This window comes from Pseudomonas grimontii, assembly GCF_007858185.1.
Lineage (GTDB): Bacteria > Pseudomonadota > Gammaproteobacteria > Pseudomonadales > Pseudomonadaceae > Aquipseudomonas > Aquipseudomonas grimontii.
On record NZ_VFES01000003.1, the window covers coordinates 45,593 to 69,333 of the forward strand.

At 54.6% G+C, this 23,741-nt stretch carries 25 protein-coding genes; 8 read left to right on the forward strand and 17 right to left on the reverse strand.

The features are described from left to right. Positions 1–190: 190 nt before the first annotated feature. From FIV39_RS06840 to FIV39_RS06895, 12 genes are all read right to left on the reverse strand, one after another. Complete coding sequence (locus FIV39_RS06840) at positions 191–3,349, reverse strand: efflux RND transporter permease subunit (RefSeq protein WP_090401475.1); 3,159 nt, start codon at positions 3,347–3,349, stop codon at positions 191–193. After that, positions 3,346–4,830 carry an efflux RND transporter periplasmic adaptor subunit gene (locus FIV39_RS06845; RefSeq protein WP_090401474.1) on the reverse strand — a complete coding sequence of 495 codons (1,485 nt, stop codon included), beginning with the start codon at positions 4,828–4,830 and terminating at the stop codon, positions 3,346–3,348. The genes FIV39_RS06840 and FIV39_RS06845 overlap by 4 nt, the downstream gene beginning before the upstream one ends. Next, complete coding sequence (locus FIV39_RS06850; protein ID WP_090401473.1) at positions 4,827–6,083, reverse strand: TolC family protein; 1,257 nt, start codon at positions 6,081–6,083, stop codon at positions 4,827–4,829. The genes FIV39_RS06845 and FIV39_RS06850 overlap by 4 nt, the downstream gene beginning before the upstream one ends. 101 nt (positions 6,084–6,184) lie before the next feature. After that, a complete protein-coding gene (locus FIV39_RS33285; protein ID WP_090401472.1) occupies positions 6,185–6,526 on the reverse strand; it encodes a hypothetical protein in 342 nt (113 codons plus the stop codon). A 256-nt stretch (positions 6,527–6,782) separates the two neighbouring features. After that, positions 6,783–7,652 carry a sterol desaturase family protein gene (locus FIV39_RS06860; protein WP_050683301.1) on the reverse strand — a complete coding sequence of 290 codons (870 nt, stop codon included), beginning with the start codon at positions 7,650–7,652 and terminating at the stop codon, positions 6,783–6,785. 68 nt (positions 7,653–7,720) lie between these two features. Beyond that, positions 7,721–8,467 (reverse strand): helix-turn-helix transcriptional regulator, encoded by a 747-nt coding sequence (locus FIV39_RS06865; protein WP_167361098.1) that lies wholly within the window; start codon positions 8,465–8,467, stop codon positions 7,721–7,723. Positions 8,468–8,649: 182 nt separating this feature from the next. Beyond that, positions 8,650–9,117 carry a DUF411 domain-containing protein gene (locus tag FIV39_RS06870; RefSeq protein WP_090401471.1) on the reverse strand — a complete coding sequence of 156 codons (468 nt, stop codon included), beginning with the start codon at positions 9,115–9,117 and terminating at the stop codon, positions 8,650–8,652. After that, on the reverse strand, positions 9,107–9,919 hold the full coding sequence (locus FIV39_RS06875; RefSeq protein WP_090401470.1) for a c-type cytochrome: 813 nt from the start codon (positions 9,917–9,919) through the stop codon (positions 9,107–9,109). The genes FIV39_RS06870 and FIV39_RS06875 overlap by 11 nt, the downstream gene beginning before the upstream one ends. Before the next feature lie 9 nt (positions 9,920–9,928). Beyond that, the gene (locus FIV39_RS06880) at positions 9,929–10,903 is read right to left on the reverse strand and encodes a copper resistance protein B (RefSeq protein ID WP_090401469.1); all 975 of its coding nucleotides are present in this window, start codon (positions 10,901–10,903) and stop codon (positions 9,929–9,931) included. Next, a complete protein-coding gene (locus tag FIV39_RS06885; protein WP_186353595.1) occupies positions 10,875–11,123 on the reverse strand; it encodes a hypothetical protein in 249 nt (82 codons plus the stop codon). The genes FIV39_RS06880 and FIV39_RS06885 overlap by 29 nt, the downstream gene beginning before the upstream one ends. A gap of 12 nt (positions 11,124–11,135) precedes the next feature. Further along, complete coding sequence (locus FIV39_RS06890; RefSeq protein WP_090401468.1) at positions 11,136–13,112, reverse strand: copper resistance system multicopper oxidase; 1,977 nt, start codon at positions 13,110–13,112, stop codon at positions 11,136–11,138. Positions 13,113–13,290: 178 nt separating this feature from the next. Then, a complete protein-coding gene (locus tag FIV39_RS06895; protein ID WP_090401467.1) occupies positions 13,291–13,497 on the reverse strand; it encodes a co-regulatory protein PtrA N-terminal domain-containing protein in 207 nt (68 codons plus the stop codon). Between the two features lie 381 nt (positions 13,498–13,878). Here FIV39_RS06895 and flgB point away from each other — a divergent pair, with 381 nt between their 5' ends. After that, entirely contained in the window at positions 13,879–14,292 is a 414-nt protein-coding gene (gene flgB / locus FIV39_RS06900) for a flagellar basal body rod protein FlgB (RefSeq protein ID WP_090401466.1), read from the forward strand. A 117-nt stretch (positions 14,293–14,409) separates the two neighbouring features. Here the strand turns inward: flgB and FIV39_RS06905 are convergent, their stop codons facing one another. Next, the gene (locus tag FIV39_RS06905) at positions 14,410–14,610 is read right to left on the reverse strand and encodes a heavy-metal-associated domain-containing protein (RefSeq protein ID WP_019821359.1); all 201 of its coding nucleotides are present in this window, start codon (positions 14,608–14,610) and stop codon (positions 14,410–14,412) included. A 367-nt stretch (positions 14,611–14,977) separates the two neighbouring features. Between FIV39_RS06905 and FIV39_RS06910 the strand changes: the two genes are divergently transcribed. From FIV39_RS06910 to FIV39_RS06925, 4 genes are read left to right on the forward strand one after another with little or no spacing between them, the layout of a single operon-like run. Continuing rightward, on the forward strand, positions 14,978–15,253 hold the full coding sequence (locus tag FIV39_RS06910) for a metal/formaldehyde-sensitive transcriptional repressor (RefSeq protein WP_050683285.1): 276 nt from the start codon (positions 14,978–14,980) through the stop codon (positions 15,251–15,253). A 20-nt stretch (positions 15,254–15,273) separates the two neighbouring features. Then, positions 15,274–16,200, forward strand: a complete 927-nt coding sequence (dmeF, locus tag FIV39_RS06915; RefSeq protein WP_090401465.1) for a CDF family Co(II)/Ni(II) efflux transporter DmeF — start codon at positions 15,274–15,276, stop codon at positions 16,198–16,200. A gap of 39 nt (positions 16,201–16,239) precedes the next feature. Next, positions 16,240–16,611, forward strand: coding sequence for a hypothetical protein (locus tag FIV39_RS06920; RefSeq protein WP_090401464.1), 372 nt, complete (start codon positions 16,240–16,242; stop codon positions 16,609–16,611). A gap of 2 nt (positions 16,612–16,613) precedes the next feature. Beyond that, positions 16,614–16,796 (forward strand): DUF1289 domain-containing protein, encoded by a 183-nt coding sequence (locus FIV39_RS06925; RefSeq protein ID WP_050683282.1) that lies wholly within the window; start codon positions 16,614–16,616, stop codon positions 16,794–16,796. Positions 16,797–16,945: 149 nt separating this feature from the next. Here FIV39_RS06925 and FIV39_RS06930 read toward each other — a convergent pair whose 3' ends face one another. From FIV39_RS06930 to FIV39_RS06945, 4 genes are all read right to left on the reverse strand, one after another. Continuing rightward, complete coding sequence (locus tag FIV39_RS06930) at positions 16,946–19,303, reverse strand: heavy metal translocating P-type ATPase (protein WP_090401463.1); 2,358 nt, start codon at positions 19,301–19,303, stop codon at positions 16,946–16,948. Positions 19,304–19,305: 2 nt separating this feature from the next. Beyond that, on the reverse strand, positions 19,306–19,557 hold the full coding sequence (locus FIV39_RS06935; RefSeq protein WP_090401462.1) for a DUF2933 domain-containing protein: 252 nt from the start codon (positions 19,555–19,557) through the stop codon (positions 19,306–19,308). Between the two features lie 92 nt (positions 19,558–19,649). After that, positions 19,650–20,186: a cupredoxin domain-containing protein gene (locus FIV39_RS06940; RefSeq protein ID WP_090401461.1), complete on the reverse strand. Its 537-nt coding sequence runs from the start codon at positions 20,184–20,186 to the stop codon at positions 19,650–19,652. Between the two features lie 163 nt (positions 20,187–20,349). Beyond that, entirely contained in the window at positions 20,350–20,703 is a 354-nt protein-coding gene (locus FIV39_RS06945) for a co-regulatory protein PtrA N-terminal domain-containing protein (protein WP_024078227.1), read from the reverse strand. A gap of 206 nt (positions 20,704–20,909) precedes the next feature. Between FIV39_RS06945 and FIV39_RS06950 the strand changes: the two genes are divergently transcribed. The 3 genes from FIV39_RS06950 (at position 20,910) to copC (ending at position 23,738) form a co-directional block, all read left to right on the forward strand. Further along, entirely contained in the window at positions 20,910–21,599 is a 690-nt protein-coding gene (locus tag FIV39_RS06950; protein WP_017737055.1) for a heavy metal response regulator transcription factor, read from the forward strand. After that, positions 21,596–22,984: a heavy metal sensor histidine kinase gene (locus FIV39_RS06955; protein WP_090401460.1), complete on the forward strand. Its 1,389-nt coding sequence runs from the start codon at positions 21,596–21,598 to the stop codon at positions 22,982–22,984. Before FIV39_RS06950 ends, FIV39_RS06955 begins: the two co-directional genes overlap by 4 nt. 370 nt (positions 22,985–23,354) lie before the next feature. Then, positions 23,355–23,738, forward strand: a complete 384-nt coding sequence (gene copC, locus FIV39_RS06960; protein WP_017737057.1) for a copper homeostasis periplasmic binding protein CopC — start codon at positions 23,355–23,357, stop codon at positions 23,736–23,738. Positions 23,739–23,741: the final 3 nt, after the last annotated feature.

Genomic DNA, 23,741 nt, shown 5'->3' on the forward strand with positions numbered 1-23,741 from the left:
CTATCCGCATCGAGAAGGACTTATTAGCCTCCGGCGTCGATCTCTATCAGCTGTGTTTTGGCGCATTGCCGATAGAGTTCGATCCCGGATTGATTATAAGGCCCGTCCTCTGTCCAATCAGAAAGCCAGACCGCTGGATGATATTGCGCATGCAACCAGGAGCCGTGCAGCAGTGGCGGACACGATTACTTCATAGTCCGCTTCCTTGCGAGAGTTTAGATTCAACAGCGAGGCGCCGGCGGCGCATCAAGCGGTAAGCTGCCGGAATAACAAACAGGGACAGTAAGGGCGCGGTAACCATGCCACCGACCATGGGCGCGGCAATGCGGCTCATTACTTCGCTACCGGTACCGCTACCCAATAGGATCGGCAACAGGCCAGCAATGATGACGGCTACGGTCATGGCCTTGGGTCGAACACGCTGCACGGCTCCTTCGCTAATCGCTGCGATTAGTCCACGCTCAGTACTGTCGCCGGCCTCTACACGCTCGGCCCAGGCGTTTTTTAAGTAGAGCAGCATGATCACACCGAATTCGGCAGAAACACCCGCCAGAGCAATGAAACCGACGCCAGTAGCCACCGACAGGTTGAATCCCAGCAGGTAGAGGAACCACGCCCCACCGGTAAGGGCGAACGGCAAGGTGGCCATGATCAGCAAAGCCTCGTCGAATCGGGCAAACGTCAGGTACAGCAGTACGAAAATGATCAGCAGCGTGGCGGGCACCACCAGTTTGAGCCGTGCGTTGGCTCGTTCAAGAAACTCGAACTGTCCCGAGTAACTCAGGCTCATGCCTGGCTGCAGCTTGACCTGCTCACTCACAACCCGACGCAGATCGGCAACCACGGAAGCAATGTCCCGGCCACGCACGTCGATATACACCCATCCGGAAGGTCGGGCATTTTCGCTCTTGAGCATCGGCGGGCCTTCACTGACTTTGACCTTCGCCACGGTACCAAGAGTGATCTGACTCCCCAAAGGGGTGTAGATTGGCAATTGCTCCAGGGCGCCGAGCGAGTCACGCCACTCACGGGGATAACGTACGTTGATAGGGAAGCGTGCGAGCCCTTCAATGGTCTCGCCAACGTTCTCACCGCCAATAGCACCGGCCACGATCGACTGCACATCAGCGATATTCAATCCGTAGCGGGCAGCGGCTTTGCGGTCGATATCCACATCGACGTAACGCCCACCGGTTAATCGTTCGGCCAGTGCCGAACTGACACCGGGCACGTCCTTGGCCGCGCGCTGGACGGCCTGCGTGGCTGCATCGATCTCCATCAAGTTGCTGCCGGCAATTTTTACTCCGATCGGACTCTTGATCCCGGTGGCGAGCATGTCGATGCGGTTGCGGATCGGTGGTATCCAGATATTAGTCAGGCCAGGGACCCGTACCACTCGATCCAGCTCTTCCACCAATTTTTCCTGGGTCATACCAGGACGCCATTGCTCGCGAGGTTTGAACTGGATAGTGGTCTCGAACATCTCCAGCGGCGCGGGGTCGGTGGCAGTTTCAGCGCGGCCGGCCTTACCGAAGACGTGTTCAACTTCGGGTACTGTCTTGATCAGACGGTCAGTCTGTTGCAGCAACTGCGCTGCTTTCTGCGCCGACAATCCCGGCAGAGCCGAAGGCATATAGAGTAAATCGCCCTCGTCCAGCGCAGGGAGGAATTCGCCACCCAAACGGGAGATCGGCCACAACGCGCTAAGGAAGACCAATAAAGCGATCAACAGGGTGACTTTGGGCCGATGTAACACCGCATCCAGGGCCGGTTGATAGATCCTGATCAACCAGCGGTTCAGAGGATTCCGGTCCTCTTTGGGGATCCGTCCACGAATCCAGTAGCCCATCAGCACCGGCACCAGGGTTACCGATAGTCCTGCCGCCGCAGCCATGGCATAGGTCTTGGTGAAGGCCAATGGACCAAATAGACGACCCTCTTGGGCCTCTAGGGTGAACACTGGAATGAATGACAGGGTGATGATCAGCAGGCAGAAGAACAGCGCCGGTCCCACCTCCGCCGCCGCTTCGGTTATCACATGCCAGTGACGTTCGCCCTTCAACTCTTCCCCTGGATGGGCCACATGCCAGGCCTCAATCTTTTTGTGGGCGTTCTCGATCATTACCACGGCGGCATCGACCATGGCGCCGATGGCGATGGCGATCCCGCCCAAGGACATGATGTTGGCGTTGATCCCTTGGTAACGCATAACGATGAAGGCAATCAGCACCCCCACCGGTAAGGAGATGATTGCCACCAGGGATGAACGCAGATGCCAGAGGAATACTGCACAGACCAACGCGACGACGATGAACTCCTCGAGTAGCTTGTAGCTGAGGTTTTCGACGGCGCGATCGATCAGTTTGCTGCGGTCATAGGTGGTGACGATTTCCACCCCCGCCGGCAAACTGCTTTTCAGGTCGTCCAGTTTGGCCTTGACCGCCGCAATGGTCTCACGAGCGTTCTTGCCGCTACGCAGAATAACCACGCCGCCGACAGTCTCACCCTCGCCGTCGAGCTCGGTGATACCACGACGCATCTCCGGGCCCAACTGGATCGTTGCCACGTCGCCGAGGGTCACCGGCACCCCGCCGGCACCGAGCTTGAGCGGAATCGAACGAAAGTCATTGAGCGTCTTCAGGTAACCGGAAGCGCGCACCATAAACTCGGTCTCCGCCATCTCCAGTAACGCACCACCGGTTTCCTGATTGGCCTTGCCGATAGCCTCAGTCACCGCTGCTTGAGTGATGCCTAGGTTGGCCAGTTTCAGTGGGTCGAGCTGCACCTGATACTGCTTGACCATGCCGCCCACGGTGGCCACTTCCGCAACATTCGGTAGGGTCTTGAGTTCGAACTTGAGGAACCAGTCCTGCAAGGCGCGCAGTTGCGCCAAGTCGTGTCCGCCACTGCGATCCACCAGTGCGTACTGATAGATCCAGCCCACGCCTGTGGCGTCGGGTCCCAAGGACGGTTTGGCGGAAGCCGGTAGGCGGCTTTGGACCTGACTCAAGTATTCCAGCACCCGCGAGCGGGCCCAATATAAGTCCGTGCCGTCTTCGAACAACACGTACACGAAGCTGTCGCCGAAAAAGGAATAGCCGCGTACGGTCTTAGCCCCCGGCACCGAGAGCATGGTGGTGGCCAACGGATAGGTCACCTGGTTCTCAACTATCTGCGGCACTTGTCCCGGATAAGGGGTGCGGATAATCACCTGAACATCGGAAAGGTCTGGCAATGCATCGATGGGTGTGCTCTGAACCGACCAGACGCCCCAAACCGTGACGAAGATCGTCGCCAGCAGCACCAGAAAGCGGTTTGCCACTGACCAGCGAATCAGGGCGGCGATCATGGCTGGCCCCCTAGTTTTTCCAGGTGTTCAACGCGCAAACCATCATCGGTTTGGCTAACCGAGACCCTAACCTTCTCGCCAGTCTTGAGACCTTGAATGAGAGCAGGGTCAGCCAATGGGAGGGTCATGGTCATACCCGGCATGCCCAGCGTCTTGAACGGACCAAGGGCAATTGTTACGTCTTGGTTGTTGATCTCGACGATCTTCCCATCCGCCTCATGAAAGCTGGAGGCTGCTGCGCTGGGTGGTGACATTTCCAGCGTGCTCGCAACAATGCCCTTGAGACTGGCCTCAGAGTCGAGCAGAAACTGTCCAGAGCTGACTACCTGCTGACCTTCTTCCAACCCCTTTAAAACCACCGTCTTGCCTTCGTTTTCCTGCCCGAGTTGCACTTCTATGGGGCGGTAGCGACCAGCGTCTTCGGCGAGCATCACCAAGACTCGTCGGCCGGTGCGAATGATTGCCTCGCTCGGCACCCACAGCACACTTTGTTCGGTCGAACGATTCAGGTGCACTTGGGCCGTCATACCCGGCCTGAGTCGCCCATCCAGGTTGGGCAGTTCGACCCGCACACGCACAGTTCGGCTGTCGGGATTGGTTTCGGGCAAAATCGCACTGACCGTGCCCTTAAGCACTGTGCCCGGAAAGGCTGGCAGACGTGCTTCGACCGCTTGCCCCATGATGATCGATCCAGTCTCCGACTCTGGAACGGCCACTGCCAGCCAGACGCTGCTCAAGCCATTGACTCGAGCCAGAGTCTCGCCGGCCGCCACGGTCATACCCGAACGTACATTCAACTCTTGCAGCACACCGCTTATGGGGCTGGTGAGCGTCAGGACCGGCTGGGTCTTGCCGCTTCGCTCCACTTGAGCAATCAACGTCGCTGGCATCCCGGTCAAGCGCAAGCGTTGGCGCGCTGCCGCCAGCAAGTCGGCATCGCCACTGCGTTTGAGTGCGAGAAACTCTTCCTGAGCAGCGGCCCACTCCGGGACCAGGATATCGGCTAAAGCCGCATGGGCTTTGAGCACATCGCCTGGAGCACGGGCATACACCCGCTCCACAAAGCCAGCAGTACGCGATTGAATCACCGCAACATCCCGCTCGTCGAATGCCAGCACACCGACCACGTCCAGGCTGGAAGCAAGCACGCCGCGAGTGACTGTGGCCAGTCGTAAGCCGAGATTCTGGGTCAGGCTGGGGTCAATACTGATGGCAGCACTGTCCGCTGCAGCATCAGCGTAGCGGGGCTTCAACTCCATATCCATAAAGGGAGATTTGCCTGGTTTATCGAATTTCTGTTGCGGCTGCATCGGGTCGTACCAATACAGTACTTTGCGTTCGTCTTGCGTTTTAGGGGCCTGTTCGGAGGTGGTCTCAGGCATTGCACTCATGCGCTGCTGAGCGAACCAATAACCGCCGGCAGCGCCCAAGGCAATCGAGAGGCCTGTCAGCAAAGCCCCTTTCCAGATTCGAGTGCTCATTGATTGGCGTCCCCATAAGCAAAATACAGGCGAGCACTGGTGAGGGCGCGCTGTTCTTCGAAGTCGATCTGTTTGAGGCGGGTCTCGATGAGTTCCCGTCGGGCCGCGATGACCGCCGCCAAGTCGCTTTTACCGGCGCGGTAGCTGGCCATGGTCAGCGCCACCTTTTCCTTGGCCAGGGGTAGCAGACTGTCCTGGCTGCGGCGCATGGCACGGTTTAGACGCTCGTACTCGGCCAAATCGTCCTCCAGTTGCTGGGAATGTTCACGCAAGAGAGCCTCGCGCTCGGCCTCCAACTGATTCAGTTCGGCGTGTTTGGCGGCGATTTTCGGGTTCTGTCGGGAGTCGGGGAACAGTGGCAGGTCGAAAGTAAATTGCACGCTGACCATATCGCCGAACTGGCGGCCGCGGCGCTGGTAGTCGAGTTCCCAACTCCAGTCGGACTGCTTTTCCGACTCGGCTTCACGGACCTTGGCCTGCGCTTCGCGGGTCATTGGAGTGAAAGCCGCCAGCGCGGGATGATGTTGCAGCTTATGGGAATAACCTGAGGTATCGATGGGCCACTCGGGCAAGCTGCCGACGGGCTGGTCATTGGCCGCTGGGCCAATCCAGCGTTTGAGGGCCGCTCGGGCTTGCGCACGCAGGCGAATTAACTCGTCCTGTTGTTCCGCCAACTGAGCCGCCTCCTGTTTTGGCGTGACCGCATCGGCAGGCTGAGCACGGCCACCGGCGATCTGCGCCCGGACGGTATCAGCCAACAGACGGTTCTCCCGGTAAAAATCCTGAAACAGCGCCTCTTTACGTTCGACGGAGTAGCTGCTGATCCAGGCTAATGCCGTGGCCTGACGAACGTTCAAGCGCTCGACACGGCTTTCGGCCGCGGCTCGATCTACCGACGCCTCGGCAACTTCAACGCGCGCCCTACGCTTGTCACGGTTGGGTACCTCCTGCATGACGCCGACCATCTGCATGGTCATGAAGTCCTGCTCGAGGCGCCAGCGGTCAGGGCCGCCGATGGGATAGTTTTGTACGCCCAGCAGGAGCTTCGGGTCGGGTAGTTCACCGGCTGGAATGGCGGCGCTGCTGGCCGCTTGCAGTTTGGCCGCTTGGGCGGTCAGTGATGGTGCATTGTTTTCAGCCAAGCGTAAGGCTTCGTCGAGTGTCAGGGGCGCAGCAAGACTTGGCAACGCCAGCACGCTTGCCGCCAGGGCCGCCACGAGGGGCCAACCGGTGCAGTAGCACTTGGAATTCATGTTCACGATTCCTGTGATGATCCACTGCGCGCCTCTCTAAACATGCGCACAGATATGCCATCCCGCGCCAGAGCAGGATGAGGCTCAGTGTGGTACAGGAATCAAGCGCGAGGCGGTCGCCACACCCCGGACGGGGTCTGAGTAGGCAGGGAGTCGCTGAAGATTGTCAGCATCTGAGGACTGGACAAACGGGTGGCAGGTTTCCCAAACGACACCTGTAGCAGACTGGCGCTCCTGCATTCCTGACCAGGTTTGCAGGGTTTGCCATGGTCGGAGGAGCTGCTCATCTCGACGCAGCAGTCCTGGTTCATATCAGCCATCATGGTCATGCCCGTCGTTTTCATCGGGCAAGGTTCTATCGGTGACTGAATACCCGCCATCCCGCTGAGGGGAAGCGCCAAGCTGATCAGGAAAATGAGGCAACACCGCAGATAGCGTTTCATGCGAAGGAGTTTAGTCGCAGGTAAAGGGATAAACCATTACGAATCTGTCAGGAGGAACCAGCCAGATAGCCCAGCAGGTCAACATGAGTCTCCTTGCCTAGAAACAAGGACTCGCTAAACAGCGAAGCCTGACTCCCTGAGCATGGAAGTAGTTAAAGCTCACAGAATACCGTTCGGATCACGTTTGATTGGTTTTACTATTAGTGTGGCCTCGGTAGCTGCCGTAGCTGCCGTAGCTGCAAAGTAAGGGAGCCCACTAGCCTTTGTTTACACGGCCATGCTCAAAGGGTTCGATGAGCTGTCCAAGGTAATTTTTGGGGTAATCCTTTCCATGCAATCCGACCTCGGCTTGGCCTAGTTTCCCCAGACTGTCATAGAACGTGCCAAATATTCGGTCCCACACCATCAGAAACTCACCATAGTTGACCTGGGCGTCTTCAAAGTCGCGTTTGTGATGCCAGCGATGAATTTCGGCAACACCGATAATGTGGCGCAACCATCCCACCCGGTAGTCCAGGTTCGAATGCTGGAAGGCCAAGTGCACTGTTAGAACTCCAAACCAAGTGGCCACAACTGCGGAGGGTGCGCCTGATGCGAACAGGATCACCAGCCCCGGACTCGCCATAAGCACCGCGTGCAACGGATGTCGTCGCTCCCCGTTCATCCAATACAACCGCTCGGCGCTGTGATGTGGCATGTGAAAACGCCACAGCCAATGCACTCGGTGACTGATCCGGTGCATGACATATAGGCTCAGATCGAGTACGGCGATGACTAGTAGCAACTGCAGCCACAGCGGGCTCTCGATCGGAAAGAGACGAACCGAAGCTGGCACCGCATCACCAAGCTTGACCAGGACTCCAGCTGTGAATTGAATGACAGAAAGGTTCACCAACATGTGCAGCAGGTCTGTCGCGGTGTCGTGATGATCCTCAAGCCAAGCTTCTCGGAAAGGTTGGATGCGCTCCAAACCAGCAATGATCAAAAGTCCCACTGCAGCAACTAGGGGAGTCGTGGGCCAATACGGTACGCCGGTATACAGCGTCCAGATCATGAAGGCAGCAGAGCCGCCAAACACGAGTGGATAGCTCACCCACCGTAAGGCGAATCGTAGAAAGGAAGGCATTGCTCAGCTCCTAGATATGGAACCATCACAATATGTTAAGAGGTGAGCTTTCGGCTTGAACGAAAGAGCTAAGTCTCCTGGAGATGAACTTCAGCCAAAGCGGATGACGGATCGATACCCAGTAGCGCCCGGAATGTCCGGGAGAAATGAGCCGAGTCTGAAAAACCCGCCTGATGAGCCGCGTCGGTCAGCCGTGCACCTTTAGCCAAATGCTGCAGGGCTTGCGTGAGACGTAACCATCTCACGTAACTGCGAAGCGGCAGCCCCGTATGTTCCACGAACCAATGAGAAAACCGCGTGGGGGATAGATGCACCACAGCGGCCAACTCTTCGCGTCCCATTTGGCCTCTGCTCAGCGCCTCAATTACCTTGATCAAGCGAGGATCTGGGGGCGGGAGATCGGGCAGTCGCAGCGCCTGGCGCACCCCGGTCCTAACCTGGAGATCAGTGTGTCCTGGCTCGTGCAGTGCGTCGACTATCGGCGCTACGTCCGCCGGAGTGATCCAGATCACCCTCGCTTCTTCCGCACCCCGCAGAGCGTGGGCTTCCTCGGAAAGCGCATCCACATAGATCGACAGAACGTGACCGGCGCTCATCTGGTGTTTCAAACCGGCCGGAATGAAGATGGCGCCCCCTGTTTGAATACCCATCGGGGTTTGAACTGATACAGTTGAGTCGAGGCCAACTGAGATCTGATGTGCTTGATGGAGGTGCCATTCCTGGTGACCGGCACGGCCATAAAAGACACCGATACCAGGGCCAACCCATGCATGACCTGCCCAGCGCACGATCTCTGCTGTAACCCAGCTCTTCATTCTCTAGCTCGGCCTACTTCCACTTTTGTCCGTGCCGACTGCACACGTATAGTCATTCGGCATCTGACTGCGGCATCGTATTGATGCAGGGCCATGATGGGCTATTCCTACCCGGACATTTGAGCGTTTTGCCGATGCCGGATCGACCGGTTTAGTATCGTTCGGGTTATGAACGTTTGTAATTAGTTTGCCGGGTACTCAGCGATCACTTGGTCGGTACCTGCTTTGCTCAGACCGATGACCTGATACGCATGCTGCTTCCCACCAACCTCCATACCAGGCGAGCCTGCCGGCATCCCCGGCACAGCAATCCCGATAAGGTCGTCACGTTTGCTCAAGGCAACTATTTGCTCAGCTGGTACGTGGCCTTCAACAAATTTTCCGTTGATCACCGCGGTGTGGCATGACGAGAGACGCGGCACAACACCCAGGTCCTGCTTGATAGCGCTCATGTTGGTTTCTACATGATCAACGACGGTGAAGCCGTTAGCTTCAAGGTGCTTGATCCACTTCTTGCAGCATCCACAGTTAGCGTCACGATGGACGTCGATCGTCAGCGACTCAGCTGCATGACCAGCTGAACTGATAAACAGAGCCGCGAATGCAGCGAGGCGAAGTGCCCGACCGGGACGAAGAAAGTTATTTCGCATGGGTATGCTCCTTCCCATCAGCGTGGGTATGAGTTTTTGGCTGAGTGGCCGGAGTTGCAGGGGCGCCATGTGAAGCCTCCACAACCTGAGGATGGGCGTGTTCGGTACTTTCATCCTGAGAAGGCGCTGCGGCCGCCTCATGGGCATGAGCGCTGTTTCTCTCGCCATGATGGTCGCCTTCGGCTATCTCTTGGGCTGCACCCGCATCATGATGCTCCGCGACAGCGCCTTTTTGGCCTTCATGCTGGCCTTCATGGTTATGCATTTTGCTCTCGCCGCCACCGTGTTGATGACCACCGCTGCTGGTTGCTAGAGCTTTGTATTGCTCTGCATCCAATGAAGGCAGTTGCTGGAGAAAAGCGACCATTCCCCATATGTAGGGATCGGCCATGCTTTTACCCCAAGCGGGCATGCCTGTGGATTTGATTCCATGCTTGATGATCCAGAAAGCTGCGGCAGGGTTTCCATCAACGCCCAGTTTTGAAAGATTCGGAGGTGCAGGGTAAAGGCTATTACTTAACTCGGTTCCTGCAATACCCGGAGCGAGATGGCAACCGATGCACATAGAGTTGTAGTTGCCAGCACCTGCGCGAATGAGAGCTTCTTCGCTCAGGTCGGGGACTTTAATGTCGCGAGAGCGCACTTCGATCGAGCGATCCCGAGCGGTGGAAAGTAGCGCGTAAACGGGATCGGAATGTGGTTCATCCGCCCCAACATTGATCACACCAAAATAAACCACGCCGGCACCTGTTATTGCGGTAACCACCCCGGCAGCAGTCAATGTTTTCAATGTTCTTTTCATGTCAGGCCCTCAAAACCACATTCGAATACCGGCGACAAACCGGGCCTCGTTGGCATCCTCTCCTTCATCGCTGGCCAGATCTGCCGTATTGCCGTAGGAGCGGCTCCAGCTAACCCCAATGTAAGGGGCAAATTGGCGAACAATCTCATAACGCAATCGGAGCCCTACTTCGGTGTTTGCCAATCCAGACCCAATGCCGCGCTGAGGATCATTTTTTCCGTAAAAATTGGCTTCGGCCGTCGGCTGCAAGATCAGGCGATTGGTCAGCAGAATGTCGTAGTCGCCTTCCAATCGAGCAGCGGTTTGACCGTTCTCACCGATGTAGGCGGTCGCTTCGGCTTCAAAGTTATAGAGGGCCATGCCCTGAATACCGAGCGCTCCCCAAGTTTGTGGCGACCCGGGTTTGAAGTCTTGTCGTACGCCGGTGACGACATCCCACCATGGACCGATGGAGTGCCCCCAAAGTGCTGAGAGTTCAGCGTTTTCCGTTACGCCATTGGTACGTTCGCCTTCCGAGCGCAACCACAGTCGGTCAACGTCACCGCCGATCCATCCTTTTGCATCCCAGGCCAATGCACTACCGTTGTCAGCATCCTGGTACTCAAACTTATCCAGCAGCATGAAGGAGTTGAGTTTTTTGTCGTGGACACCATGACCAGCAACATCTGGAAAGGCGGCTGCACGGTCAGCATCGGTAAGTACGGGAACTGGGGCTCGACTGGTGGTAGTCGCCCCTCCATCCATACTTTCCATTCCGTCCATTTTCCCGTCATCCATACTCATCTTGCTGTGATCCATAGCCCCCATCTTGCTATGGTCCATAGCTCCCATTGAGCCGTGGTCCATCTTGGAGTGATCCATCTCTTCAGCGGCGTGAGCCAGGACAAAGAAAGCAGGACTGGTAGAGACTGCCAGTGCTATCAACGTTGGGCGTAAAAACTTACTGGTCATGATCTCAATCTGCCTTTTTGGTTTTTTGGTCATGATCCATCGACTCATGGCTCATCTTGCTGTGGTCCATTGACCCGTGATCGGGCTTTGACTCGTTTGTCGCAGTTGCAGGCTTGCTCGTTTCTTTCGCAGGAGTAGCAGGCGAATGATCACTGCTATCTTCGACTGCCAGCGCCACGGACGAGAGTCCACCCATCAAGCCGATGGCAAAGAGGCAACCGACTAGCGATTTACGATTTAGGTATGTGCTCACAGATCGTCTCCTTTACTCATCAACCCGTACTTCACGGAACATGCCCATTTCCATATGGAAAAGCAGGTGGCAGTGATAGGCCCAGCGACCTAAAGCATCGGCGGTGACTCGATAGCTGCGCTTGGTACCTGGTGGCATGTCGATTGTGTGCTTGCGCACCATGAACTTGCCGTTCTCATCTTCAAGGTCGCTCCACATGCCGTGAAGGTGGATGGGATGGGTCATCATGGTGTCGTTCACCAGGGTGATGCGAAGACGCTCCCCATACTTCAGACGAAGCGGCTCGGCGTCAGAAAATTTGATTCCGTTGAAGGACCACGAAAACTTCTCCATGTGACCGGTCAGATGAAGCTCAATGGTGCGATTGGGCTCGCGGCCGTCAGGGTCTTGGAACGTGCTTTTCAGATCAGAGTAGGTGAGCACTCGACGACCATTGTTCCGTAAACCGATGCCTGGATCGTTTAGCTTTGGCGTTGGGCTCATGGCTTGCATGTCAACCAAGGGGTTATTGGTTTCGGAGGCTGGATGAGTTTGCATTTCGCCACCCATACCGCCCATCCCTGCCATCTTGCTGTGATCCATGCCGGCCATGTTGGACATGTCGCCTTTGTCCATTCCCGCCATCTTGCTGTGGTCCATGCCGGCCATGTTGGACATACCGCCTTTGTCCATTCCCGCCATCTTGCTGTGGTCCATACCGGCCATGTTAGTCATGTCACCGCTGTCCATGCCGGTCATCCCGGTCATATCACTTTGGTCCATTCCCGTCATCTTGCTGTGGTCCATGCCAGCCATGCCTGACATGTCACCTTGTTTCATATCGCCGCCGCCCATACCAGCCATGCTGCCATGGTCCATGCCCGCCATACCGCCCATACCCATGTCATCCATGGTCAAAAGCGGCCGAGGATCGATCGCAGGTACCTGTGCCTTTAATCCTTCGCGAACTGCCAAGGTTCCACGTGCATAACCGGTTCTATCCATGGACTGGGCGAAGATTGTGTAAGCCTCTTCGCTGGCAGGTTCTACGATCACGTCATACGTTTCTGCCACGGCGATGCGGAACTCATCGACGCTGACTGGTTTGACATGTTGGCCGTCGGCCGCCACAACGGTCATTTTCAAACCAGGGATGCGGACGTCGAAGTAGCTCATAGCTGAGCCGTTGATAAAGCGCAGGCGCAGCTTCTCGCCCTGCTTGAAAATACCGGTCCAGTTACCGTTAGGCGCCTGGCCATTCATGAGATAGGTGTAAGTATCCCCACTGACGTCTGCGAGATCAGTGGGGTTCATTTTCATTTCAGCCCACATCTTCCGGTCGGCCACGGCAGCAGACCAACCTTGCTTACCGACGTCGTCGATAAAGTCGCCCACGGTCCGTTTGTGGTGGTTGTAGTAGTCCGATTGCTTCTTGAGCTTGGCCATGACGCGACTAGGATCTTCATCAGTCCAGTCAGTCAACATCACCACATAGTCGCGGTTGTACTGGAAAGGTTCAGGCTCTTTCGAGTCGATGACGATTGGACCGTAAACGCCTGCCTGCTCCTGCAAACCGGAGTGGCTGTGGTACCAGTACGTACCGTTCTGATGCACCTTGAATTTGTACTCATACATCCCATCGGGCGCGATGCCATGGAAACTCAAACCCGGTACACCATCCATGTTGGCGGGCAGAATGATCCCGTGCCAATGAATGGAGGTGTCTTGGTCTAGGCGATTTTTCACACGCAGTGTGACCGTCTCGCCTTCGCGCCAGCGCAGCAAAGGTCCGGGCAACGAACCATTGATGGTCATGGCTGTGCGCGGCGAGCCAGTTATGTTTACAGGGGTTTCACCAATAAACAGATCAAATTCGTTGCCGGTGAGAACGCTCGGCAGACCAGGACTGGTCACTGCCCATACAGGAGTGCGCCACAGACCAAGGCCGCCAAGAATGCCACCAGCGGCCAGGCCTTTAACGAATGTCCGCCTAGAGGTTTTGGAATGCATGCCGTTTATGTCCAATCAGTCAAAAGGGAAGCCGTACGAAACAACCAATGAGTTGCCCGGATGAGCTTCGCCCACCGTCAAAAAAAACGAACTCTTACGGCAAGCGAGCTCAGAAATTGCCACATTTAAACCACCACAGTGATTACATTTCTGTCAGCTTGGGAATGTACCCAGCTATTTAGCATTTCTTGTGGTCCATCGCTTTGGCTTGGCTTTCTGCGACGGGAGGTTGGGAGCTTTGCGTTTGAGCTATTTGGTACGACTCCATCGAATTATTCCTAGCCACTTCCATACGTGCGAACGCCCGGTCACCACCGCCTTCAGCCATAGCCAAAGAAGAGACGGTCAGGGCTGCGATGACGAACAAAGTTTTGATGGGGTTCATTTGAATTTCCTCGGATGAGTATTGATAACCCTCGAATCCACATCAAGTGACGATTCTTAGGGGAGAGCTTAAGGCTCAATAGGACTATAAGACTCATACCCTGTCAGGAACCTTAGGCCAATATTACAGTTGTGTCAGGTTGCGATATTTCTCTTGAGCAACACGCTATTTAATCCGTAAGGTCTCGATCTTCCAACGTTACACCGCTATTTACTGAGTATCAGTTGAGGCGCTTAACATTGTAAGTGTCCGATAGCTTTCAAGGTGCAGATGCTTTTTTAGTTTCTGCACTGGAACTGCAAATGTGAGCCTGGATGCACCGCGTAACACTTAAGTGTTCGATGCTCATGGAAATAGCAACGCTACTGAGGGTGATTGAGTGTGAGTATTAATTTTGAGAAAGCGCTTGGCTCCGCAGAAAGAGCGTTAATTTTTCGTAGTCAAAGAGCTGAAATCTTGAGTAACAATATCGCAAACGCTGATACGCCGAACTTCAAGTCCCGAGACTTAGATTTTTCTACCGTGCTTGCAAGCCAGACAAAAGAAACTGCTGCTAGTCCGTTTTTTTTGAAGACAACAAATGTAAAACACATAACCGAACAAGAGTCAGCAGGTGATATTTACGGAGGTGCTTTGCTTTACAGCACACCGGCTCAACCTGCCATTGATCAAAATACTGTCGATCAGCAGGTTGAGATCGCAAAGTACACAGAAAATGGAATACGTTTCGACGCCGCTTTTACTAGGTTGAATGGAGCATTCAAAGGTTTGCTAAAAGCTCTCCGAGGTGATTAGTAGCGCAAGGGCTTGCGAGCGATAATTGTGGCCGACGTGGCTGCTTCGGTACTCCCTGAGGGTTAACCAAGGGGAGCCCCTGTATAAGGGGCTCTGACCATGGAAAGGTGCCAGCATTCAAGCGCTGATCTGGGAAGGAAAACCTAACGCCTCGACAGCTTTACGAATCTGCTCTGGGCTTTCGCTGCTTTCAACACTCACCTTACCGGCTGACCGATCCACGGAAACAGTAGCTTCGTTGTCCAGTGACTGAATCGCTTTGGTGATTTTGCTGACGCAACTGCCGCAACCAATGCCTGATACATCTAAGACGAACATGGTTATTCCTCTCGTGCTGAGCGGTCTCTTTTCACCGCACCCACAGCATCAACGTTGACACGACGGCAAGGTCAACAGTTATGTGTTCCGGGTTGTGAGCGTCATTGATGGGTAGTTGCGCAGACTTAACCACCCGTTTGCATTTGACCTGACCAACCATTTGCAGCGTATTCGACCAGTACGCTTCTTTTGGCCATGGCCAGCAGAGAACGGCCAGAGGCGGACATTCCAGCTCCTCTCGCTCCTCGCTCGCACTTGAAGCCTCTTTCCTGCCAGGGACTGTAGATGCTCTCTCCGCTCTCTGATCTTGCATAGGTATAGGGGGTATGCCTATCATGCGCAATACATAGGTAGGGGGGGGTATCCAATGGGCCATATTGCAGCAAACAAAGAAAATCTTCTCAAACGCGTAAAACGCATAGCCGGACAAATCCAAGCCGTTGAACGGGCATTGGAATCGGATCTCGATTGCGCAAAAACACTACACCTTGTTGCTGCCACTCGCGGAGCAATCAACGGCTTAATGGAGGAAATCATCGAGGACCACGCGCGGGAGCATGTCGCGAACCCTGCGCTCAGCGAAGAAGAGCGTAACAAGGGCGTCGAAGAGCTTCTTGAAGCCATTCGCCGTTACGCCAAGTGAACGCATCTAGGTACACACTCATGAGCAGCACCAACATCAATCACACACACGACCACGTGTTCCTTGGCTCAGCGCACGACGAAAATGCCAAGCGTACGCTTTGGGTTGTGGCACTGACGGTGGTGATGATGGTTGGCGAGATCACCGCCGGCTATATTACGGGTTCGATGGCGTTACTGGCCGATGGCTTCCACATGGCAACCCATGCCGGCGCATTGGGCATCGCGGCGGCCGCTTACGGATACGCAAAACGCCATGCTTCCAGCCAGCGCTACAGTTTCGGTACCGGAAAGGTTGGAGACTTGGGCGGATTCGCCTCGGCACTGATTCTCGGTATGGTCTCCCTGGGAATTGGCATTGAGTCTGTCATGCGCCTCTTGCAGCCAACGGAAGTTCAGTTCGGCACCGCTACGCTCATCGCGATTGCCGGTTTGATCGTCAACATTGTCAGTGCCTTGCTGCTGGGCCACGGGCACAGTCATGGGCACGATCACGATCACGATCACGATCACGGCCATGCCCATCACGGGAACGACAACAACCTGAAATCGGCCTACGTCCACGTCATCGCAGACGCGCTGACTTCGGTTCTGGCCATTGCTGCACTGCTCGCCGGCCGGTATCTCGGCTGGGTTTGGCTAGACCCGGTCATGGGCATTGTCGGCGCCATTGTTATCGCGCGCTGGGCATGGACCTTGATGGGGGCCACCGCAGGAGTACTGCTGGATCAGACAGACGCACACGTTGCCGAGGAAATCCGCGAACTGGTTGAGAAACCGGGGGATGCCACTATCACGGACTTGCACGTCTGGCGGATTGGACCGCAAGCCCATGCGGCCATCGTCAGCGTCCTTGGTGAGGCCACTGCGAACGCCGATAGAATTCGTGAACGTCTCAAGCCGGTCCACGAAATCAGCCATCTGACGGTCGAGTTTCGACCTGTCTGATTCAGCGCCTCCCCACCAATGTCTCCAAAGGAACCCGCAATGCCTCCAGGGAAACGTGAACTGGCACGAATCGAACGTCGGTTGATGACCACGCTCACCGAAGCGTGCGAAACAGCAAAAGGTGAAATCGAAGGCTTTACCTGGCTCACCCACATAGCTGACCTGAACGCATTGGCTGAAACCCTGAAGGTAATCTGGGTGTTCGAAACCCAAGCTGACAGAAAGCGCGCCCTGGTTAACGCTAAGGCGCGCATCTTTGAGTTGACGGCCCTAGCGTTGAATGAGGCCAACATCGAGCTGATCCCTTCAGACCTTAACGTCCGCTTCGACTCTGAGGGGGAGTGTCAGCGAACTCACGGAGGTGACTGGAACACCCGCCTGACTCAATCACGTGTTTCCAAAGGTGGCTGACAATGGCTAAAGAAATCGAGAATCCCTGCATCTCAGTTTGCCAACTCAGTGGTGATCTGTGTGTGAGCTGTGGGCGAAGCAAGGAAGACATCAGAAAATGGAAACGCATGAAGCGGCCTGAAAAAATGGCCGCTGTGCAAAGGGCGAATGTGCGCTTGAAGGGACTGAAGAAAGCACATGGGTAGTCACTTGCCCAGGTTTACCGCTTTGGGTCGTTATGAGCCCCTCAGCTTTGATGTCTGGTTGGTCAAATTCTCAATCGCTGATCAGTCAAATGCGAATGACTGGTCAGGTCGTATGCAAACGCATGGCAACTGCGCTGCAATTTTGAAGCTCAGTCAATTCGGGTATTCCTCAGTCTCAATGCATTGAAAACTACAGATGCAGAACTGACGCTCATGGCTATGGCAGCGATCATTGGCGACAGGAGATGTCCCGTCAGTGGATAGAGCAAGCCTGCGGCAAGAGGAATGCCCATTGAGTTGTAAAGAAAGGCGAAACCCAAATTTTGCCGCATGTTTTTTACTGTTGCGACCGAAAGAGCCCGTGCTCGTACAATCCCCATCAGGTCGCCTTTTACCAGCGTGAGTTGCGCGCTATTCATCGCCACGTCAGTCCCTGTCCCCATGGCTATGCCCACATCTGCTCGCGCCAGGGCCGGTGCATCGTTGATACCGTCACCAGCCATGGCAACCTTCCTGCCATATTGCTGGAGGTCTGCGACCAGACGTTCCTTGTCCTGAGGTTTCACTTCACCGTGGACTTCTTCAATCCCCATCTCCCTGGCGACAGCCCGAGCGGTGGTGAGCCCGTCGCCAGTAGCCATGATAATTTTGATGTCATCAGCCTTGAGCTTGGTGACTGCTTCTTTGGAGGTCGGCTTAATTGGATCTGATACTGCCAACAACCCTGCCAATACCCCGTCGACTGCGAGGTAGATGATGCTGATGCCATCAAGTCGCAACAACTCTGCACGCTCTTGTAGGGGCTTAGTGCTCACGCCTGCGGCTTCCATCAACGCGGTGTTCCCCAGCTGGATCTTCTTGCCATCAACGATGCCACTGACCCCGATACCTGAACCAGACTCAAAGGATTCTGGCTTGGTGAGCTTAATGTTCTCGGTTCGGGCGTGATCGACGATTGCATGAGCCAAGGGATGTTCGCTGCCCTGATCAAGGCTGGCAGCCAAATGAAGAACATCGCGGGGATTGAAACTGGGAGTGGCCTCCACACTGTGAAACACTGGCCGTCCCTCTGTCAGGGTGCCTGTCTTATCGACAATCAGCGTGTCGATCTTGCAAAGGTTTTCGATGGCACTGGCATCCCTGAACAGCACGCCCATGCTGGCTGCTTTACCTGTCGAAACCATGATCGACATGGGCGTAGCAAGACCCAGCGCACAGGGGCAAGCGATGATCAGCACGGCGACAGCGTTGATCAGACCAAACACCCAACTGGGCTCAGGGCCAAAAAGCCCCCAACCGACAAATGTCAGTATCGCAATCGCGATAACACCCATCACAAAGTAGCCGGCAATCGAGTCGGCCATTCGTTGCATTGGTGCTTTGGAGCGCTGAGCCCGAGCGACCATCTGTACGATCTGTGACAGCATGGTCTCGGCGCCGACTTTCTGCGCCTCCATTACCAAGCTCCCATGTGTATTCAGCGTGGCGCCGATCAGGCTATCTCCAGCTCTCTTCATTACTGGCACTGGCTCGCCAGTGAGCATGGACTCATCCACCGCACTTTCACCCTCCAGTACTGAGCCATCAACGGGCACCTTTTCACCTGGTCTGACCCGCAAGTGGTCTCCTAGGTGAACATGGGTGAGAGGAATGTCTTCCTCTTGGCCATCGGCATTGATCCGGCGTGCGGTTTTGGGTGATAGACCGAGAAGGGACTTAATGGCGGCGGAAGTTTGCGATCGGGCTTTGAGCTCAAGAATCTGCCCAAGCAAGGTGAGCGAGATGATAACCGCGGCGGCTTCGAAGTAGACGCCGATACGTCCATCTTGCATAAAGGTAGCGGGAAAGCTTTGGGGTAAGAACGTAGCCATGACGCTGTAAAGGTAGGCTGCGGCGGTACCCAAACCAATCAAAGTCCACATGTTTGGACTGCGATTTCTAATAGAGGCTATGCCCCTTACAAAAAAGGGCCAACCTGCCCATAAAGTCACCGGTGTCGCCAGAGCGAACTCGATCCAGTTTTGGGTCGAGCCATGGAGGAGTTGTAGCGAGTGTCCCGCCATGGCGAGCACGGTCACTATCACGGTTAATGGCAGCGACCACCAAAAGCGGCGGGCGAATTCCCGGAGTTCGGGATTTTCTTCTTCATCAAGCGCGGGCATGACCGGCTCTAATGTCATGCCACATTTAGGGCAGTTGCCGGGTCCGGACTGGCGTATTTCCGGGTGCATCGGACAGGTAAACTCAGTGCTTGTTTGTACCGCAGACTCTGGAGTGGTGACGCGGGATTCGGCGCTCGAAACATTACCGCTGAAGCGTTCAGGATCAGCTCGAAACTTCTCCTGGCATTTCAGGCTACAGAATTGATACGTCTGTCCCTGATAAGCCTCACCAAATTTACTTGATGAAGTGACTGCCATTCCGCACACCGGGTCACGTAGATCATCGTCATTGAGCGGAGCAGCATGGGCGTGACTGTGGTCGTGGTGGCTCGATATGTTAGGCATGGCTATTTCCCTTCTTTGTCCTTGTGGGTTGCTGCCTGATCGCCATGGCTATGTCCGCCATGTCCATGTCCAAAAAAATGCATCAATGGACAGATCAACAGAATCAGATAAGGCCAAAATGGATAAACGTGGCTGAAATGCTCCCGCAACACGTAGAAGGCACCAATCGCAATGAGCATGATTAGTACAACGCCTGTTTTGCGCCTCCAAAATGGTGCGGTGGTGTTTCCATCCGGATGTTGATGTTTATTCATGATCTAAACTCCACTGTGTAAGTGTTGCTGTGATCTCTGCGACAGAGCGTAGCCAACTCGTGCGTCGAAGCGGTGTAGCAGCCAGATCCGGATTACTTCAGGTCAAACGGACCAACCATCCCTGACTGATAATGCCCTGGCACGTTGCAGGCAAACTGAAGGCCTGTGCTGTTGTTGAAGGTCCAGATCAGCTCTTGGGTTGCGCCAGGCTCAATCAGGACGCTGTTCGGGTCGTTGTGCTCCATTCCGACCATCTTCATCCCACCCATGCTGTGGCCCATACCGCTCATCGTTTTCCCGGTACCGGTGGGGTTAAGCGTCCCGTTCTGGAACATGCTTGCCATTTCTTTTTGGTGTGCTGCATGAGCAGCGGCTTTTCCGATGTTGAACTCGTGCAGCAGCGAACCCTTATTGCGGAGAACAAATCGAATAGTTTCACCAGGCTTTACGTCGATGCTTTCAGGTTTGAAGAAAATATCGCCCATTTCGACCTCCACCGTACGGGTAACCTCAGAGGCGACGCCAGGCTGGCCGATGTCCTCTTTCCCATGCCCTGCGCTGGCCATAGCCGTAGCACCGAAGAGTAGAGTGATTGCTGCGATGACAGGGGTAACGAGCTTAGCTTTCATAGTGACCTCGAGAGTAAGAGTGGGAACACTGGCTATGCTAAAGACACGGAGCTGCCAGTTAACTGACCTGAACACTACATCTCTGTCAGTTTTCAAAAAAACACGGCGTCCAAAGACGCCGTAGTCAACTGAACTGTTCAAAAAGCCCTTTGGAAGCCGGTTTTCACTGATGATTCTCTGAAAGCATCAGCTTGTGCTCACGTTGCATTTGGCTCAAAACGTCGTCGACAATTTTGTCGTGCTTTTCCATCCAGGCCAGGTGCTGTTGGGGTGACATTGAGGCGTCTGGATGATCTTTATGGAGTTGGCTCATGATGTCGCCGAGCATCTTCATATGCTCGGCCATGTGGACATGACGCTGTCCTTCAGGGGCTTTTTCAGCTTGGATCAGTACGGCTTCAGCCCTGTCGCGTAGGCCTTCCATACGCTCTATCACCCGGTCTCCGCCACTTTCAGCCCATACAGAAGCTGAGACGAGTATTGAGCTCACAAAAAACAGCATTTTCAGGCGATTCATGGGGCAACTCCTTATGGAATTGTTTTCCGGCTCCCAAACGTTTCATGCTGAAGAGTCGGTTTGAGCACCAGGAAGTACTCATGCTTGAACCCTAGACAGCGCTTGCTGACATCTACCTGAAGCCAATATTACTTTTCTGTCAGTTGCTGGTTGGCTGGCGTGTTTCGTTGCAGACTGCGCTTCATCATTATCCGAGAGCCACCCTCATGAGACTTCTGGTTGCTGAAGACGAACCCAAAATAGGTATCTATTTGGAGCAAGGACTCACGGAGGCGGGGTTCAATGTGGATCGCTTTACCAATGGCCAAGTGGCGCTTCAGCACGCTTTGAGCGAGGCCTATGACCTGCTGATTCTAGACGTCATGATGCCTGGGCTGGATGGCTGGGAAGTACTTCAGAAGGTTCGTGCATCCGGAAAAGATGTTCCCGTGCTCTTCCTCACGGCGCGAGACCGCGTTGAAGATCGAGTGAAAGGACTTGAACTCGGAGCAGATGATTACCTGATCAAACCCTTCGCATTTTCTGAACTGTTGGCTCGCGTCAGAACGTTGCTGCGTCGGGGTAACGGCGCTCCCTCGCAAACCTATATGAAATTGGCTGATCTGGAGGTGGACCTACTCAAGCGTCGGGCCATTCGTGGAGGTAAGCGCATAGACCTTACAGCCAAAGAGTTTGCGCTGCTTGAGCTGTTGCTACGACGTCGAGGGGAGGTGCTGCCAAAGTCACTTATCGCCTCCCAGGTTTGGGATATGAACTTTGATAGCGATACCAACGTTATCGAGGTTGCAGTGAGAAGGTTGAGGGCCAAGATAGATGACGACTTTGAGGTCAAGTTGATTCATACCTCAAGGGGAATGGGTTACATGCTCGACGCACCTGATTCGGAGTCGGAATGAACCGAATGTCCCTGACAGCTCGCATGAGCCTTATGTTCATGCTCGCGGTAACAGCCGTTCTCACCGTTGCCGGACTCAGTTTCAATAACCTCAGCCGGCATCACTTCAAGATGCTGGATCAGCAGGCGCTGAACGAAAAACTCCATTCGACTCAAAGAATTCTGACGGGATTGAACAGCATTGATCAATTCAGTGATGTTAAGCCTGAGCTGGAGGCGCTGCTTGGCGCTCACCGTGATTTGACTGCCCTGATAATCGATGGTGGTGGCAAACTACTGTTTGCTGATCCCGGTCCCGTCGATGTTCCGGAGGAATTCCGCACAATCCCAAACAACAACGTCTGGGAGTGGCGAGATCAAGAGCAGATGTTCCGTGGAGTGACGGCACAAGCCATTGTGACGGGACAAGACAAGCCATTGACCGTCATGTTGATCTTTGACGTTACTCAGCATATGTCCTTTTTCGAGACGCTTGAGCGATGGTTTTGGATAGGGCTGGTGATCAGCGCGCTGGTCAGTGCGGCGCTGGGCTGGATGGTCGCAAGCAGTGGTATGCGGCCTATTCGCCAGGTCACACGGGTCGCTGCCTCAATGTCAGCAAAATCACTCAAAGAGCGCATCCCCTTAGCACCCGTTCCCAAAGAACTTCAGCAAATGGTGCTGTCATTTAACGCAATGTTGTCTAGGCTCGACGATGCATTTGTCCGTTTATCGAACTTTTCCGCAGACATTGCCCACGAACTACGGACCCCCGTGAGCAACTTGATGACCCACACCGAAGTGGTGCTTTCTAGAAAAAGGAACATCGAGGACTACGAAGACAATCTGTACTCAAATCTTGATGATTTGAAGCGTATGGGGCGAATGATCGATGACATGCTTTTTCTGGCGAAGTCTGACAATGGTCTGATCACGCACGAGAACAAACCGATAGATTTGGTGGAAGTCGTAGAGAAATTGCTCGAATACTACCGTCTGTTGGCTGATGAGCGAGGTATTGAGCTAACAGTTTCAGGAAGTGGCAGTGTTCGAGGCGATGTTCTTATGCTCCACAGAGCCATTTCTAATCTGCTCTCAAATGCGCTGCGCTACACCTATGAAGGGAAGTCCATCAGTGTCGATATTCGGCAGAAGGAGATGTCGGTATTGGTCGTTGTGGAGAACCATGGAGAGCCCATTGCTCCCGAACACCTCGAAAAGCTGTTCGATCGCTTTTACCGCGTGGACCCAGCTCGGCGAGAAGGCAGTCCAAGCAATGCGGGGCTAGGTCTGTCGATTACCCGATCAATAATTGAAGCGCATGATGGCAAGATATGGTGTACGTCCTTTGATGGAAAAACGGCCTTTCATCTGGAGTTTCCTCGTGTTGACTTGAAGGTCAGCTGATCAACGGTGCATTTGTGATCAACGGCGATCTCCCAGCCTGCGCCCCGCGTTCCACTTTCGTTATTTTTGAATGAGTGAAAACCCTAGTATTGCGGGCACGCGGTCTCGTCTTTAAGTTTCGCTACGCCCGCCAATTCGAGGCCAAACACCGCCTCAAGCTGACTGAAATGTAATCGAACAGTTTGCGTTCGTGTGGCATCGTGTTCTTGCACTGTGACGTTGGGGCCTAGTGAGTTTTTCGTGTTCAACCGGCCCTAGAACACGGAGGCTACTAGCTAATCATCAGTGGTTTTAACAAGAACCGAAAAGTAAAAACTAGATATTCCCAAACAAACCTCGAATCAACAGCTCTTGCTGTGAGGAGTCTTGCATGTCATTCCTTAAAACTACGACCGTGGCTGTTGCACTTACCGCTGGTTTGCTTCTGAGTGCAGTTGCTCAAGCACATCCAAAGCTCCTTTCTTCCACTCCGGCAGAGGGTTCGGATGCGGCGGCCCCTTCGAAAATTGAACTGCACTTTTCTGAGAATCTCACCACTCAGTTTTCCGGTGCAAAACTGATCATGACCGATATGCCTGGCATGCCAAACTCCCCAATGGGTGTTAAGGCCGCCGTCGCTGGTGGCGGTGATCCGAAAACGATGGTGATTACACCGGCAGCACCTCTGACCACCGGTACCTACAAAGTTGAATGGCGTGCTGTCTCCTCGGACACTCACCCGATCACCGGCAACTTCTCATTTAAAGTGAAATGATTT

Bases quoted from the DNA above. Each gene is read 5' to 3' on its own strand.
- FIV39_RS06875 (WP_090401470.1), bottom strand. From the start codon at position 9,919: ATGAAAAGAACATTGAAAACATTGACTGCTGCCGGGGTGGTTACCGCA.
- FIV39_RS06910 (WP_050683285.1), top strand. From the start codon at position 14,978: ATGGGCCATATTGCAGCAAACAAAGAAAATCTTCTCAAACGCGTAAAA.
- FIV39_RS06860 (WP_050683301.1), bottom strand. From the start codon at position 7,652: ATGCCTTCCTTTCTACGATTCGCCTTACGGTGGGTGAGCTATCCACTC.
- FIV39_RS06905 (WP_019821359.1), bottom strand. From the start codon at position 14,610: ATGTTCGTCTTAGATGTATCAGGCATTGGTTGCGGCAGTTGCGTCAGC.
- FIV39_RS06865 (WP_167361098.1), bottom strand. From the start codon at position 8,467: ATGAAGAGCTGGGTTACAGCAGAGATCGTGCGCTGGGCAGGTCATGCA.
- FIV39_RS06850 (WP_090401473.1), bottom strand. From the start codon at position 6,083: ATGAATTCCAAGTGCTACTGCACCGGTTGGCCCCTCGTGGCGGCCCTG.
- FIV39_RS06925 (WP_050683282.1), top strand. From the start codon at position 16,614: ATGGCTAAAGAAATCGAGAATCCCTGCATCTCAGTTTGCCAACTCAGT.
- FIV39_RS06920 (WP_090401464.1), top strand. From the start codon at position 16,240: ATGCCTCCAGGGAAACGTGAACTGGCACGAATCGAACGTCGGTTGATG.
- FIV39_RS06950 (WP_017737055.1), top strand. From the start codon at position 20,910: ATGAGACTTCTGGTTGCTGAAGACGAACCCAAAATAGGTATCTATTTG.
- FIV39_RS06840 (WP_090401475.1), bottom strand. From the start codon at position 3,349: ATGATCGCCGCCCTGATTCGCTGGTCAGTGGCAAACCGCTTTCTGGTG.
- FIV39_RS06870 (WP_090401471.1), bottom strand. From the start codon at position 9,117: ATGCGAAATAACTTTCTTCGTCCCGGTCGGGCACTTCGCCTCGCTGCA.
- FIV39_RS06955 (WP_090401460.1), top strand. From the start codon at position 21,596: ATGAACCGAATGTCCCTGACAGCTCGCATGAGCCTTATGTTCATGCTC.
- FIV39_RS06945 (WP_024078227.1), bottom strand. From the start codon at position 20,703: ATGAATCGCCTGAAAATGCTGTTTTTTGTGAGCTCAATACTCGTCTCA.
- FIV39_RS06935 (WP_090401462.1), bottom strand. From the start codon at position 19,557: ATGAATAAACATCAACATCCGGATGGAAACACCACCGCACCATTTTGG.
- FIV39_RS06930 (WP_090401463.1), bottom strand. From the start codon at position 19,303: ATGCCTAACATATCGAGCCACCACGACCACAGTCACGCCCATGCTGCT.
- copC (WP_017737057.1), top strand. From the start codon at position 23,355: ATGTCATTCCTTAAAACTACGACCGTGGCTGTTGCACTTACCGCTGGT.
- FIV39_RS33285 (WP_090401472.1), bottom strand. From the start codon at position 6,526: ATGAAACGCTATCTGCGGTGTTGCCTCATTTTCCTGATCAGCTTGGCG.
- FIV39_RS06940 (WP_090401461.1), bottom strand. From the start codon at position 20,186: ATGAAAGCTAAGCTCGTTACCCCTGTCATCGCAGCAATCACTCTACTC.
- FIV39_RS06845 (WP_090401474.1), bottom strand. From the start codon at position 4,830: ATGAGCACTCGAATCTGGAAAGGGGCTTTGCTGACAGGCCTCTCGATT.
- FIV39_RS06890 (WP_090401468.1), bottom strand. From the start codon at position 13,112: ATGCATTCCAAAACCTCTAGGCGGACATTCGTTAAAGGCCTGGCCGCT.
- FIV39_RS06895 (WP_090401467.1), bottom strand. From the start codon at position 13,497: ATGAACCCCATCAAAACTTTGTTCGTCATCGCAGCCCTGACCGTCTCT.
- FIV39_RS06880 (WP_090401469.1), bottom strand. From the start codon at position 10,903: ATGACCAAAAAACCAAAAAGGCAGATTGAGATCATGACCAGTAAGTTT.
- dmeF (WP_090401465.1), top strand. From the start codon at position 15,274: ATGAGCAGCACCAACATCAATCACACACACGACCACGTGTTCCTTGGC.